This window comes from Lentibacillus kimchii (assembly GCF_055381965.1).
The window spans coordinates 469,106-484,423 of record NZ_AP043934.1; the positions used below are offsets into that span (position 1 = coordinate 469,106).

14 protein-coding genes are annotated in these 15,318 nt (G+C 40.0%); 10 read left to right on the forward strand and 4 right to left on the reverse strand.

Annotated features, from left to right (window positions below):
* The first annotated feature begins 2 nt into the window (after positions 1-2).
* From ACZ444_RS02875 to ACZ444_RS02890, 4 genes are all read left to right on the forward strand, one after another.
* The gene (locus ACZ444_RS02875; protein ID WP_382358989.1) at positions 3-650 is read left to right on the forward strand and encodes a class F sortase; all 648 of its coding nucleotides are present in this window, start codon (positions 3-5) and stop codon (positions 648-650) included.
* 1,045 nt (positions 651-1,695) lie between these two features.
* A complete protein-coding gene (locus ACZ444_RS02880) occupies positions 1,696-2,190 on the forward strand; it encodes an RNA polymerase sigma factor (RefSeq protein WP_382358987.1) in 495 nt (164 codons plus the stop codon).
* 21 nt (positions 2,191-2,211) lie between these two features.
* Positions 2,212-3,099, forward strand: coding sequence for an anti-sigma-V factor RsiV (rsiV, locus tag ACZ444_RS02885; RefSeq protein ID WP_382358985.1), 888 nt, complete (start codon positions 2,212-2,214; stop codon positions 3,097-3,099).
* A 144-nt stretch (positions 3,100-3,243) separates the two neighbouring features.
* Complete coding sequence (locus ACZ444_RS02890; RefSeq protein WP_382358983.1) at positions 3,244-4,152, forward strand: polysaccharide deacetylase family protein; 909 nt, start codon at positions 3,244-3,246, stop codon at positions 4,150-4,152.
* A 197-nt stretch (positions 4,153-4,349) separates the two neighbouring features.
* Here ACZ444_RS02890 and ACZ444_RS02895 read toward each other — a convergent pair whose 3' ends face one another.
* The gene (locus ACZ444_RS02895; RefSeq protein ID WP_464433229.1) at positions 4,350-5,705 is read right to left on the reverse strand and encodes an IS1182 family transposase; all 1,356 of its coding nucleotides are present in this window, start codon (positions 5,703-5,705) and stop codon (positions 4,350-4,352) included.
* A 159-nt stretch (positions 5,706-5,864) separates the two neighbouring features.
* On the opposite strand from ACZ444_RS02895, the gene ACZ444_RS02900 reads away from it, so the two are divergent.
* Positions 5,865-6,443, forward strand: a complete 579-nt coding sequence (locus ACZ444_RS02900) for a YkyA family protein (protein ID WP_464433805.1) — start codon at positions 5,865-5,867, stop codon at positions 6,441-6,443.
* 30 nt (positions 6,444-6,473) lie between these two features.
* Entirely contained in the window at positions 6,474-7,496 is a 1,023-nt protein-coding gene (locus ACZ444_RS02905; protein WP_382359176.1) for an LCP family protein, read from the forward strand.
* Between the two features lie 102 nt (positions 7,497-7,598).
* Here ACZ444_RS02905 and ACZ444_RS02910 read toward each other — a convergent pair whose 3' ends face one another.
* The 3 genes from ACZ444_RS02910 to ACZ444_RS02920 all read right to left on the reverse strand — a co-directional run bounded on the left by ACZ444_RS02910 (position 7,599) and on the right by ACZ444_RS02920 (position 11,370).
* A complete protein-coding gene (locus ACZ444_RS02910; RefSeq protein WP_382359173.1) occupies positions 7,599-8,312 on the reverse strand; it encodes a DUF6320 domain-containing protein in 714 nt (237 codons plus the stop codon).
* Between the two features lies 1 nt (position 8,313).
* Entirely contained in the window at positions 8,314-9,579 is a 1,266-nt protein-coding gene (locus ACZ444_RS02915) for an alcohol acetyltransferase (RefSeq protein WP_382359170.1), read from the reverse strand.
* Positions 9,580-9,819: 240 nt separating this feature from the next.
* On the reverse strand, positions 9,820-11,370 hold the full coding sequence (locus ACZ444_RS02920; RefSeq protein WP_382359167.1) for a multicopper oxidase family protein: 1,551 nt from the start codon (positions 11,368-11,370) through the stop codon (positions 9,820-9,822).
* Between the two features lie 197 nt (positions 11,371-11,567).
* Between ACZ444_RS02920 and ACZ444_RS02925 the strand changes: the two genes are divergently transcribed.
* From ACZ444_RS02925 to betB, 4 genes are all read left to right on the forward strand, one after another.
* Positions 11,568-11,999 carry a hypothetical protein gene (locus ACZ444_RS02925; RefSeq protein ID WP_382359164.1) on the forward strand — a complete coding sequence of 144 codons (432 nt, stop codon included), beginning with the start codon at positions 11,568-11,570 and terminating at the stop codon, positions 11,997-11,999.
* Between the two features lie 391 nt (positions 12,000-12,390).
* Positions 12,391-13,467, forward strand: coding sequence for an amidohydrolase family protein (locus ACZ444_RS02930; RefSeq protein WP_382359161.1), 1,077 nt, complete (start codon positions 12,391-12,393; stop codon positions 13,465-13,467).
* Entirely contained in the window at positions 13,464-13,820 is a 357-nt protein-coding gene (locus tag ACZ444_RS02935; protein WP_382359158.1) for a Rieske (2Fe-2S) protein, read from the forward strand. The genes ACZ444_RS02930 and ACZ444_RS02935 overlap by 4 nt, the downstream gene beginning before the upstream one ends.
* A 26-nt stretch (positions 13,821-13,846) precedes the next feature.
* The gene (betB, locus tag ACZ444_RS02940; RefSeq protein ID WP_382359155.1) at positions 13,847-15,310 is read left to right on the forward strand and encodes a betaine-aldehyde dehydrogenase; all 1,464 of its coding nucleotides are present in this window, start codon (positions 13,847-13,849) and stop codon (positions 15,308-15,310) included.
* Positions 15,311-15,318 lie beyond the last annotated feature (8 nt).

Sequence of the window (15,318 nt, forward strand, 5' to 3'; positions counted from 1 at the left end):
TGATGTGGAAGGTCATAAGTATATTGCTGCTGATGGTATTAGTCAGCTGCGGACAGACGCAAGGCACGGACTCCTCCGATCAATCTAATAATGATCGGGTAAATGGTCAGGGTGAGGCAGCCCGGGAAGTAAATGATTCAGCCGAACCTCAGGATAATGACTATATAGAAACAGAGTCATCACCGGTCATAACAGATCCTGAGTACGGGGTTGTCCCGGAGACCATTCAAATTGATAGTATTGGTGTTGATTCGGCTGTTGAAGAAGTTGGTATGATGGAAAACGGCGAAATGGCCGTTCCCGATAATTTCCGGATTACTGGCTGGTATGATCGTGGAATAAAACCAGGTGAACGGGGAAGCGCTGTTATTGCCGGTCATGTCGATGATAAAACAGGTCCTGGTGTATTCTTTGACCTGGAAGATATGCAAGAAGGTGACGAAGTGGAAATCCTCAATGACGAAGGGGATAAATTGGTATTTGAAGTCGTCGATAAGCAGGTTTTTCCAATGGATGATGCACCGGTGAAAGATATTTTCGGTTATACCTCAAGGAGAATGTTGAACCTAGTTACATGCACGGGTGCCTTCGACAGGTCAAAGGGCGGCCATGTTGATCGTCTCGTTGTTTATACAGAATTAAAAGAATAACTGAAAGAGTGATACTGTGAAATGAGGAGGCGGATCCTAAATTGGAATCGTCTCCTTAGCGTTATAAAAGATGCTTAAAGTTCTCAGCGTCTAAGGATAGATATTAAAATGAAACGTCCTTGAAAGCCCAATTGAATAACAGGCAAAAAGGTCCTCATTGATATCAATTTGGCAAATGCCAGGGAACATATCAGGAGATTAAGGACCACAGTGGATGTCGGGATTGGGGGTTGAACAATTGTAATAGAAAACATTAATAGACTGTCATAGTATTGATGAGCTTGTAACAACAGTTGAGCAAGATTGAAAATGTCACAAAAGTTAATGATGAAGGACGTTCCCGTAGAAGTCGATTATAAAAAAGAGCCTTGCCAGTCACCCCAAATTCTATTAACCTTCTACATGAATACACCAAAAATTAATGAGCAAAAAGTGTTCAAAACTACTTGACGGTTACAAATGATCATATGTATTATCAATTAGATATAAACTTAAAATTAACTAGACGAGCCAGAAGTCATCATAATACAAAAATCCATAGGGTAATGAAAAAATAACTGATGATGATATTGCTTACGAAATTTATGGCGGAAAATAAGATAAAAAACCAGGTGTTTATAAAACCCTGAATAACTTTATCAAGTTTGGGCGGCATGATGTAAACGACGCCCTACGCCCCCGTCATGCCAGCATTCAGTCTGACAAAATAACTGGAGTGGTCAGGGATTGATCACATGAAGTCTTTCATGAGTTCTGCAAACTTGTGAGAGGCTTCTTTTTTATTTCTTGCGTGACGTGGAGGTGCACATTTTTGGTGATTTGATTAATTGAATGGCCAAGCTTATCCATGATACATGAAAAATTCAATCATGGGAGCGTGCTAATAGCATGTCACCAAATCAACACTTCCTCAAGGTAAGTTAAATAAAGTATAAACTTTGACCATAAAAAATAAAACTTTTTCTCTCTCCCATGCGTCTAGATAGTGTAACGTTATACAACACTTAGAAGATACGCATAGGTGTGTGTAAGGAGCTCTTTCTTCATGAAGAAAAACAAGTCAGCGGATACAGTTATAACATTTATTATAGACAACAAGGAAAAGTTCTATCGATTAGCATTTAGTTATGTAAAAAATGTTGATGATGCTCTGGATATCGTTCAAGACTCAATTGAGAAAGCAATCCGCAAAAAAAACTCCTTAAAAGAAAATCAGTCGGTAAATAGCTGGTTCTATAAAATAGTTGTCAACTCAGCATTGGATTTTTTGCGGAAGAACAAGCGTGTAACATTGATTGATGACGAAACTATAGAGAATCTTTTCCCTGGTAAATATGACGTCTATTCAGATATAGATCTAAGGAAACGGTTAGATGAATTGCCAATAAAGTTTAGAAGTGTTATTGTATTGAAATTTTTTGAAGATCTGAAAATAGATGACGTAGCAGACATTCTTAATGAAAATAAAAACACGATCAAAACGCGTTTATATAAAGCTTTGGATCTATTACATATACAAATGGATGATTTCACTGACTAAGACTATGTTGGAGGATAACTTATGAATTGGAAGTTGAAACGATTAAGAAAGGATTATATGGACACACCCATTCCCAAGGAGCTGGATGAGGTGGTTCACAATACGATCAACCGTAAAATAAAAAAACCACGCCGTCCGAATCCGAAATGGATCATTGGATTAGCCGCAGCGATTCTCATGTTTATGGTGAGCATTAATACAAGCCCTGCGTTTGCCGGAAGTTTATCGAAAATACCTGTTGTTGGATCTATCATACAAGTATTAACGATACAAGAGATTCATGTGAATGAACGTCATTATAGCGCAGATTTAAAGATTCCCAAGGTAAGAAACTTTGATAATAAAGACCTTGAAAATAGTCTGAATCAGAAGTATATAGATGAAAGTCAACAGCTATATGAATCATTCCTGGAAAAAAGAGATCAGCTTGACGAAAAAGATGGCGGTCACTTACAACTACAATCTAATTATGAAGTAGTGACAGATAACGATAAAATTCTGTCAATCAAGAGGTCCATTGAGAAAACACAAGCATCTTCTTATGAAGTAACGAAATACGACACGATTGATAAACAAAAGGAAATTATGCTGACACTGCCAATTCTGTTCAAAAATGATGACTATATAGACACGATTAGTGCCGTCATTAAGAATCAAATGCGGGAACGAATGGAAGAAGACCCGAATAAAATATATTGGGTACGTGATGCAGGCGTGAAAGATCTGCCACCGGATGGTGTATTTGATCATATTGATAAGAAGCAAAGCTTTTATATAAATAACGATCAAAAATTAGTCATCACGTTTAATGACTATGAAGTGGCTCCTGGCTATATGGGAACTGCTGAGTTTATTATTCCAACGGAGAAAATAGAGAAAGAGCTGGTCGGAAACGCGTACATTAAATAATCGTTTATCCTCCACCTTTTAACTAGAGGCGGATGCTATTATTGGATTTTCACAAAAAACAATCATAAGTGGTACTCGAATGATATAAAAAAGTTGTCACCCCTTATGATAGCAAGATAATAAAGTTAGGTGGCGAGATATCAATTGAACAAACGCAGACATTTAAACCGGAGAGGCAAAACAATGGTATCACTTCTTTTTATCACCCTATTACTCTTGCTTGTCGGGTTTATGGGCATAAATAAAAAAGAGGCTTCTGATCAAAAGTCCATCTCATCATTACCAGCAGAACAATTATCAGTATCGTCTGGTGAGAAACAGGACTTCTCCAATTCTGAGCTTCATCAATCCATAAAATACAAGAGAGAACAAGAACGGAAAAAGGCACAGGCCAAAAAAGAAGAAAAACAACATGAAAAGGATCAACAGGAGAAGGCGATTTATTTAACATTCGATGACGGGCCATCACCTGAGACCAGCCAATTGCTGAACGTACTAAATCAATATCAAGTCAAAGCGACCTTTTTTATGTTAGGACCAAACATAAAAAAACATCCTGAAGTTGTGAACCGAATGGTGGATGAAGGATTTGGCGTGGGCTTGCACGGAATGACACATAGCGTTCAGCAAGTATATAGCTCGACAGCAGCACCATTAAACGAAATGACTAAAAGTCAGCGCATTTTACAAAAGGTAACTGGCGTAACGTCTAACTTTGTTCGTCTTCCTTATGGCAGTATTCCCTATTTGACGGAAGGAATGCGGGATTCACTGCATCAGAATGGCTTTAACATATGGGACTGGAATGTGGATAGCAAGGACTGGAAACTAAAGGATAAACGTTTTGTGGAGAGAACAATTCAGGAAATAGAAAGGCTTGAGAAGGCTAATGAGACACCAGTCGTGCTCCTGCATGATAAACCAGCGACGATTAAACATTTACCAAAACTATTAAACTATTTGCAGCGTGAAGGCTATAAAACCAAAAACATAACAAACGAAAAGGCTGCATTAACATTTAGATGCGCAGGACGCTGCCATCCCATTAACTGATTGCCCATGAGAAGGAGAGAATGATAGTGATTAAGCGGGTTATGGTGATATGTTCCTCAGTTATGCTGGTGTTCCTTGTTGCTAGTTGTCATAAAGCTGAAAAGCGAGCAGAAAGTATTTGAATCAATTTCATAATTGCTCTTATTAAAAACGCAAAGACCTGCAGAATTTCTAATGTGTATTTTTTTAAAATTCCTCTAAGCAGCCTGCTGCTGCTTTAACGCGGCATCAATGCGGTCTGCGGCTAATTTCGATGCATTATACATCAACGTAACGATATCAAAATGGATCTGAGCGCGTTTCCCTGAACGATGGCGAACATTGTTGAGCTGAAAGAATTCCTTTAAATAGGCATTGACACGTTCAACGGCTGATCGGCGCTTGTAGATGGTGTTCCAAGCTTTAGAGCCCCGTGCCGGGGCTGTGTATCGCCTGAGGTCTTTAGTGATTTTCATCTTGAATACTTTCTGGCATATGTCTTCATGGGCTAAAGGGCAGTCTTTGCATTCCTTTGGGTTTGTGTACTTCAGGGTTTCATGTTTGGCATCGTAACTTTCATAACGGTACGAATGTTCACGGAAACATGTTGGGGCAAAATATTTATCAAACCCTATGGGTTCCGATTCATTGCGTTTATTATAGGCAATGATAGATTGCTGGCCCATTCGATAGACCTGCGTGTAAATCGGTTCAAAATCATAACCCGCATCCATCGTCTGATAACGCAAGTTTGAAAGAGGCAAGCGTTCATTCATCCCCTTCAATAAAGGAATTGCGGCTTTTCCATCATTTAGATTTCCTGATGAGAAAAGGGCCTGTAAAATGTATTGACTTGATGTGCCGACAGCCAGATGTCCTTTATAGCCAAACCAGAATGTATTTTTGCCTTCGCTGTTTTTCTTGATCCCCCATTGGGGATCCCGGGGAACACCGTCTCGAAGTTCTGTTAAAGATGCATCCAGTTGAGCTTCGATTTTCCTGTCATAAAGAGGCAGATTCGCTTCTTTCTCAGCTTGTTCCTGGAGCCATTGGTCACGCTCTTCCCTGGATTTACGGCCGCGTTTTTTCGGTTCCGGCTTTGCCTTTTCTTCTTTAGGCGGGGCCTGATCACGTGCTTCGAAATGAGTCGCATCGATGGCGACTGTATCATCAGCGATAAAGCCTTCGGCAATGGCTTGAAGAACAACTTTTTCCTGGGCCTTTTCCAATGCATCTGACTCGCTCAGCTTGGTTAAAAGGCGGGAATAGGAAGCTTCCGAAGGAATCTTGTCTGAAACCAGAAATCCACAATTCAATTTGAAGGCAATATCATCATCTAAGCGTTTTTTCAGGTCTTTTATGGTTGGGATGCGTTCAACATACCGAATGAAAACGGAAATAATCATCGCTGCAACATTCAGCTCTTCAGGCGCGCCCAAACGGGATTTTTTAGCCATGTCGTGATAAATGGCATCCAAATCAACGGCGGAAATGATCGCCTCATACTTTTGGGTAGGTTCCATGTCATAAAGTTCTTGGATGCTAAATAAGCTTGGTTGTCGTATAATAGTCATAGGAAGTATTCCTCCAATCTCTATGGATGTTTTAGTTCAACTACCATTATACAAGATTTGGGGAGGTACTTCCTTTTTTACGTTTTTAAGTCCTTGCGCCGCAAGGGCTATGAATTATGAAATTCGCTCATTTATCAAAAATTAGAAGAATCCGCTGCTATTGAAAAAAACTTTGCTGAAAAACAACAAGCATCAACAAAAGCAGCTCAAAATGAAAAGGCACTTTATAATGAAATCATTTCCCTTGAAATCGATCAGAAACAGCAGATAAAAGAGGACATGAAAGATGCCCAACAACTCAACGAAAAACAGAAGCACTATTTACAGGAAGCAAAAGATAGCTTTAATAAGGCAAACAAGGTTTCTTCACAGATCAAAACGGCTGTACAGGATATTGACGACACCAAAGAGAAAAAGAAAGCGACTGCCGTTGTTCAATTGATGGAGAAACGCCAAAATGTATTTGAGTCATATTACCATCAATACCTGGATGTGCTTAAATTAAACAACCATCTGTATGAACAATTACAAAGTAAAGCGTTAAAGGCGTCGAATCTGGATAAGCAAATTAAAAAAATTAACCAAAACTATAAAACGATGAAGGAACAAGAACAAGAATTCAATCACATCACAAAACAATATAACCAAGTGAAGAGCCAATACTATAATAAAAGCAGTTTAACCCAGAAACGTATCAATCAAATGGAAGAAGATAGAGATAAAGACGTATTGGCTTAATATTACATAATTAAAAGTGAGGTTTTTTTGTTGGATGACTCAAGAATAAATAAAAGAAAGAAAAAGTGGCCGCGACGATTGCTCTATGTAGTGCTAATGCTATTATTAATTTTGGTCGGATTTAGCCTATTTGCAGGTGTTCAAGCTATGAATGCCTTTGATCAATCGCAAGTCGACTTGAACCGTGAAAATGATAAATCAGATTTCAGAAACAAATCCGTTACGATAGACAAAGACCCCATTTCTATTTTGCTGATGGGTGTGGAAGACTATTCTTCTGATGGGAAGCATGGGCGAGCAGACACACAAATTGTAATGACGATTGATCCTGAAACACATGACATGAATATGGTAACTATTCCGCGGGACACAAGAGTCACTATAGAAAATGCAAAAGAATATACAGGTACGCATAAAATAAATGCAGCTTATACCTATGGGTCTATTACAGGATATGGCGCGGAGAAGCTGCAAATGGAAACGGTTGAAAACTTGCTAAATATCCCAATAGATCATTTTGTTACGGTCGGTTTTGATGGATTTCGTGATATTGTTGATGCACTTGGTGGTGTTGACATTGATATAAAAGAAGGATTTTGGGAGAAAAACATTTATCAAAATGACGAACGGATTTACTTCGAACAAGGGGATACGCATTTGAATGGAGAGGAGTCACTTGCTTTTGTTCGTATGCGAAAGCGGTCAGTCAATGCATCATACGGCAGAGACACGCGGCAGCGGCAATTTCTAAAAGCAACAATCGATCAGGCTATATCAGCAGGAACTATTTTTAAAGTAAGCGACATCACTGATATATTAGGGAAAAGTGTAAAAACGGATCTAGCAGCCAAAGAAATTTTCGCCCTTGAGAAACAACTTGCGGCTAAGAATGATCTCTCTATGAAAACAATTGAAATAAAAGGAACGGAAAAGACGGTGAATAATGGCTCCTATTTTATCCCGGAAAAGACAGATTTAGAAGAAGTCAGTCAACAATTACGCCAAGTACTGGGGTTAGATCCAGTTGATCATTTTACAACGAATGCGGATTGAAATCTGGTTATTCGTAACCCCACACGTTTTACTTTACAATCCAGGTTTTTAATAGCAGTCCTGTTTCGTCATTTGTTTGTTTTTCCTTTAAATATAGAACAATCACAAATGAAATTTTCGAGCGGCCTTCTGTTTGATTCGTTCAGGTAGTCCATATTTCACGTAAAGCATCACTAATGTTATTGGTAATAGTTGCAACCCAGTACCGATTAACCACTGCAGCAGATTCACTTCTCCCTCATGACTGCTGACAAAAAAGTTAATCCACATGGATAGGATCACAATTGCAATAAAGAAAAATCCAATAACATTAAACCGTCTGACAGATAAAAATCGGATCAGCGTGCAGTAGCATAAGCCAATAACAGCCGTACCAACAACGATTGGAAATGCGAGTGGGATAAACCAATCAAGGCTGCCATCGAAAATGTCCAAGCCACCTAACAAGACTAACGAAATGAGAGCCATTCCAATAATTATTTTATAATAGCTATGAACATAACCAAATGAAAAGTACAAAAAAACCCAGCCTGCCAGTACACTTAAATTACTGTATCTAGACCAGGTAAATGCCTCGTCCAGTTCGTAGTTCACATAAAACATAAGACTGATCGCGACGAATATTAATAAGGAGATAAATATAAAAATACGATTCAATATCCTTCGCAAATGAACAGGATATGGATTTTCGGCTTTAGGAAATTTATTAGGTATATCTGCCTGCGTATCATCCACTTTGGGAATGGGAAAGTCACATAATGGGCAGGGCCGATTGTCTCTTTCAACTTGAATCCCGCATTTTGGGCAATAAGCCATATTAATTCTCCTCATCATTCGTTTCAATTGCTACATCGATTCCTTTTTTTCGAATATTACGGAAAAACTCACGCTCCAGCATGCGGTCTTTTGATAAGTTTCCAAATGAGAAATAAAGGTGTTTCTGATAACTGATCATGAACGCCTTAACCTTATTTCCAATGCTTGGCGGAGGGTAACATTCGAATCGTTCAATAAACTGTTCAATTTCACTCGGCATCTGAACAACACCCATATTTGATAAACCACTTGTATACTGGCTTTCACCAAAAAGCGAATAAATGGAGGGGGTTATAATATCTTTCAGCGGTGATGGCACTATTCGCAGCCAAAAGGATTTCTCACCAATAACACTGCGTTTAATAGATTGTTTTAACCTTTTAGGACTCAGTAAACGGCGGAATTCAATTTTCAATTCGTCGATAATCTCTGTGAACTCATAGTTGCCGAGCCTGCTGTCAATGGAAGGTGAGATACTTACAAAGAAGTTTCTCATTGTCTCACTTTTAAAGAAAGAACGCATGTCTACCGGAACATTAATAACAATCGGATAATGGCGACGAGCAACGTCATCCTGTATTTTCAGCAAGCTCTCGATATAGATAGCTGTTAATAAAATCGTAACCGTCGTTTCATAATAGTGGGCTTTTTGCTTTAGTTCTGTTACATCAATAATACCTGTTGTTATATAGTATCGCCCCTTTTTGTCGAGAGCAATTGGCAATTTAAACGATTTTCCAATACGTGATTTTAAAATTGGAATTTCCTTCTCATAATACTTTAGAAATGAATTCTCTATCTCTGATTGGAGCTGCTTTTGGTCTGGTTCTGGATTATTCACAGCGATTGATTCTTTCAAATGGAGATATTGAATAATCATTTCTTGAAGGAATTTAAGTCCACCTGTACCGTCCGTTAGGCTATGTGATAGTTCTACAGAAATTCGCTTATTATAATATAATACCCGAAAAAGAAAGGACCCGCTTCTTTTTATCCCTAAACTCATACATGGGTAATAATTTTCTTCCTCAACAAGTGGAATTTGGCTGGTTGCTTCAAGGTAGTACCAGAAAACCCCTTGTTTTAATTGAACTTTATAGAAAGGAAAGCGCCTCAATGTCGCCTCAAGAGCGGATTGCAAATGTGTGGCATCTATCTGTGACGTAAGGGTCGCGGAAACTCTGAATAACGTTGTTGCACGTGACGAAACAATTGATGAATACATTTTCGCTGCATGATCAAGCCGGTACCATAATTGATTATCCATCAGATAGCGTCTCCTTCTGTTTAGTTCCAAATTATAGCATAGATCGCTGGTTATTATAGTGAAGGTAAGCATCTAAGCTGAAGACAAGAGACGAGGTGCTTCCTCTATCAAAATCTAATACATTAATCCCGATTATAACAAACTGGTGGTTTACGTGCTGTAAAAGCAGTAGATAGTTCATAAATAAGTGCCAGGTACATAAACAATTCTGAATTGTTTATGTACCTGGCACTTGCAGAATTAGTTATCGTTCTTTTTTGGGTCAATAACTCTCATAGGTCGCATCATATCATGGTCTTCATGCTCCAAAATATGGCAGTGCCACACGTAATCGTCGGTAAATGGGCCGAATTCAGCTATCACCCGTGTTATTTCTCCTGAATGGGCAGCAACTGTATCTTTCCATACACGTTCATTGGGTTCTGGAGGAGTGGCTGGGCCAGTGAACACAATGCTTCCGTCCTGATTATATAAATCAAGATCAAATGGCTGCCGGTTTACTACTTGAAATTGAATGAGATGAATATGAATGGGGTGTGTAAACGCTGTTACATTGATGAATGACCAGATTTCCGTTGAACCCAGGGCAGGGGTTTCGGTGACAGGGTCCATCCACAGCTTGTTATCCAGCAAAAGCAATGGCCGGCCGAGCTCATCAGTTGAACCAACCAGCTTTAAAAATCTTTGTTTTGTAATATTGTTTTGTTTGAGTGATGGAATGGAAGATAAATGCTGAGGGATGGCTTTCGTATCGTCGTCTTTCAGCGGTGAGCGAACTCGGAATTGCATAACATCATCGGTCTCGTCCTCGGGATCGGGGTTTGCTCCAAGATCATTTTTCAGTGTAATGGTTTGCCCTTCCAAATTAGAAAAGTCAATAATCACATCGATTCGTTCAGCAGACTCCATGGCCAATTTAGTCATTTTAAGTGTTCTTCGCAAAAGGCCGCCATCTGAGCCAATTTGGTAAAAATCCTGTCCGGAATCAAGATAGAGCTGATACGCTCGTGTGTTTGCCGCATTTAATAACCTGAAACGATATTTTCGCGGCTCTACATCCAAATACGGCCAAACTTTGCCATTAACCACGTTTGTTTCTCCAAGGAAGAATGGCCGGATAGACGGGTTGGGTATATTATCTGCTGGATCATCAGGCTGCGGCGGATAATAGAGGGAACCATCGTCATTAAATGAACGGTCGGTGATAGCGAGTGGAATTTCATATGGGCCGGATGGAAGGTTTAATCGTTTTTCGTGTCTGTCTCGTATGATATACATTCCAACAAGTCCTGCATAAACATTCAGTCTGGTGATCCCCATTGCATGGTCGTGGTACCATAATGTGGTTGCTCGCTGTTTATTTGGGTATTCATAGATTTTTTGCTTGAAATGCGGTCCAACTTCCTGGTAATTTTTTGTGAACCAAGCATCGGGATAGCCATCACTTGCTGATTTTGTTTCACTTCCATGCAAATGTGTAACCGTCCGGACTTCTGGTAATTCTGTCAAGTTATGCACCGTTTTATCTACAGGCAAAAAGTGTTTGCTTGGTAAATTGTTCACCCATTCCACCTGGATCGGCTCTCCATGGTTAACGTCAAAAAGTGGTCCAGGGAATTGTCCATCATACCCCCACAGTTTGGTTGGCTGCAAATCCTTATGCATCTTCTGTGTGAATTCTTCCATCTGTACTCTGTAGAAGTCCCCTTGCTTCCCATGTCGAGGTCGAGTTGGCTTCAAGGTTTGCGGTATTGGCAGTGCGTCCACAAATTTTGTAAGTTTAGAATTCATCATTCTCCCTCTCTTCATATATCGTTACTCATAAGATATGAGGAATTTGTCATAATGGTGTGGGTGAAGTACCAGGTACATAAACAATTCAGAATTGTTTGTGTACCTGGTACTTGAAAAAGTGTTAAGATAATTGTTAATGGGTGGCAACATTCCTGTGTAACGTCTGTTTAAATTAGGTGGAAGAGAGGGAGTCAATGAATACCTTTTGGAAGATAAATGGTATCAGTGTTCTATACGCATTGGTTATTTTTATACCAATTGAGTTGTTTTTGAATGCGTTACGAATTCAAAGGCTTATGGAATGGGAGTTAACTGTAACGGGTGTAGTGATTGGTATAACTGCATTGACTCTCGTGGTTCTGATTTCCGCTCTTATAATAGTGTTAACCAAAAAGTGGCTGAAACATCGGAAGTCATCATTTTGGTCAGTTCTTCTATGGTTACCCTATTTTGTTTTATTGGTCTTTATATATATTTCTCTATTCCCTCCTATAATCAATCCTGCCGATCAGGGTGGTCCTGGGGATGGAATGATTGTGTTGGTTCTTTTACTCATTTATCCTATTTTCATTGTTTTGCTCAATGCATTAAGTGCCTTTGCAGGCAGAGGTTCAGTAATGAAGTGATCGTATAGCGGGCTTGGTTTTGCAGTATTCAGTCCGCTGGCAAAGGAAAAATCATTTCATTTTAAACGTGATCTCAGCATCTTAAAAACGATTGATGTTGCCATCGTGGATGATGTTTCAGAAGTGGTTTTCCATCCTTACTACTTTTGTTAAACCTTTACCCTTTTATTCAGAATAGTATTAATAGTTGATTTTATTATTCAGACGATTTTGGCGAAAACAGCTCACTGAGTTTCACTGAAGCGCACTGAAGCTCACTGAGTTCACTCAATTAAAGATATTGGATTTGTCAGAAGTTAACACCCTATTATAAACTACAAACAGTCTATAAATGATAAACTGTTAATTCTGATGAATATTTACTAGTTTTCATTACAAAGGAGTTGTTTAAATGTCCACTCAGCGTCGTATTATTGACACAGATATTCATGAGCGCGTTAGCTATTCGGATCTCCTCCCTTATTTAGATGAGCCGTGGAGGGGCTATATAGAGAATAATCACTGGATGCAGGAAAAACATATGCCTTATACTCAGCCAACAGTGGCTGGCGTTGATCGTGCAGATGCTGTAACGCCTGATGGGGGAGCCGCAGGAAGTGATTTAGGTTTTATGCAGCAACAACTGCTTAATGAAAATGGGCACGAATACGGTATCTTAACCGGAGCTCTGGATCCATCTCCATCGTCCATGCACGGTTGGTATGAAATGGCGACTGCTTTAGCAAGCGCTTATAATGACTGGCAAATTGATAATTGGCTGGAAAAAGATGATCGTCTATATGGTTCTGTACATATAGCAGCTCAAGATCCACAACAAGCCGTTCGCGAAATTGAACGAGTCGGTTCTCATCCAAAGATGGTGCAAATATTGCTGCCAATCGATAAAACATCATGGGGAGACCCGTATTATCACCCGATTTATGAAGCAGCTGAGCGTCATAATTTGTCAATTGGGATGCATCATAATGAGCCGCCAACGCATTTCGGAGGATGGCCGCGTTATTTTATCGAGTGGCATACGATGGTGCCAACATCACATATGATTGAGGTTTCAAACATGGTGTTCAACGGTGTGTTCGAGAAATTCCCTAATCTGCATCTTATCATGATTGAGGGAGGATTCACGCACGTCCCGCATTTAATGAAAAAGATGGATCAGCAGTACAAGGAACTTCGTCAAGAGGTACCTTGGGTGAATCGGATGCCAAGTGATATCATGCGGGATCACATCCGCTTTACAACGCAACCTGTTGAGGAAATGAGCCATAAAGAATTTATGCAATATGTGGACCAAATGGGATCTGAAAACATGATCTGCTTTTCAACGGATTATCCGCATTGGGATTATGATTCACCATTTCAGGCACTTCCTAAGCTGGATAAGGAATTGGAAGAAAAGATTTACTCTGAAAATGCAAGGGCTGCTTATCCTAAATTACCGCAAATGCAAGGGAGTGTTACAACATGAGGAAAGTTGTCTGTGAAAAAGAAGATATAGACCCCGGCGATATGAAAAGTGATTCATTAGGTATCATTCCGATCGTTGTGTGTCGCACAAAGGACGGTGAATTTTATGCATTCGCCAATCGTTGTCTGCACCAAGGTGCACCACTATCGGAAGGTGCCCTGCGCGGTGATAATAAACGTACCACGGTTCATGGCAATTATGAGTATATCAAAGAAGGCGAAATTCTTCGCTGCCCGTGGCATGGGCTTGAATATGATGTCAAAAATGGCGGCTGCATGCTGGCCGATCCTGAACAGAAACTGCGCAACTTTGAAGTAACCATCGAGGAGAACAATGTTGTTGTTTATAAATAAGCTTTTGATGATTCATGAGGTGACATATGAAAAAGATGTTCATTAATGGTAAGTGGGTTGAAGCTAATTCTAGTGAAACACGAGCCATTATCAATCCTTACAATCAAGAACCCATTGCAACTGTATCAGAAGGCAGCAGGGGAGATGCAAAATTGGCTATCGAAGCCGCTCAAGGGGCCTTTGACCATGGTGAATGGCCCCATTGGACGGCTCGTGATCGTGGAAAAAAGGTCCATAAAATTGCGGAATTGATTGAACGTGATCATGAGGAATTAGCAGAAATTGAATCACTTGACACGGGTAAAACAGTAATAGAAAGCCGTGAGGACATGGATGATATTGCTAGTGTTTTTCGTTACTTTGCTGAGATAGCAGATAAGGATGGCGGCGACGTTATCGATTCACCTATTCCCGATTCAACAAGCAGAGTCATTCACGAACCTGTTGGGGTTTGCGGACAAATAACACCGTGGAACTATCCGTTGCTTCAGGCCTCATGGAAATTGGCACCAGCACTGGCGGCTGGCAATACACTTGTCATGAAACCAAGCGAAATGACACCACTTACTTCGATTAAAGTATTTGAACTTATGGAGGAATCTGGAATCCCGGTGGGTGTTGTCAATTTGGTTCTTGGTCCTGGATATTCCGTTGGTGATGAGCTTTCTGTTAATGATAACGTTGATCTTATTTCGTTCACGGGCGGCATTGAAACGGGTAAACGAATTATGCAGGCTGCGAGTTCCAATGTTAAAAATTTAGCATTGGAACTGGGCGGCAAAAATCCAAATATTATTTTCGCAGATTCTGATTTTGAAACAGCAGTTGATCAGGCGATGAATGCGGTATTTTTCCATGCTGGACAAATCTGCTCAGCAGGAACCCGCCTGATAGTAGAAGAAAATATTCATGATGAGTTTGTTAATGCACTCGTTGACCGGGTTAGGAATATTAAGCTTGGCAATGCCTTTGAGGAATCAACCCAAATGGGGCCGCTAATTTCTAAGGAACATTTAGCTAAGGTGATCAGTTATGTTGAAAACGGTAAAAATGAAGGTGCCACGATTGCAGTTGGCGGCCAAAAACCTGATGACTCGCAGCTGCAGGATGGGTTTTTCTATTTGCCAACAGTACTGACGGATTGTACGACTGATATGAGCGTTGTGCAGAACGAAGGCTTTGGCCCAGTTATTACAGTGGAGAAATTCTCGACTGAGGAAGAATCGGTCCGCCTTGCCAACGATTCGATTTATGGTCTAGCCGGTGGTGTTTTCACAAACGATATTGCCAAAGCTGAACGCTGTGTTGCAAAAATGCGCATGGGAACTGTTTGGATCAACGATGTGAACCTGTACTTCCCGCAAGCACCATGGGGCGGTTATAAACAGTCAGGAATTGGCCGTGAGCTTGGCAAAAAAGGACTTGAGGAATACCAGGAGACAAAGCATGTTTATCGTAATTTACATCCTTCTCCTGTCAGTTGGTTTTAAAATATAGA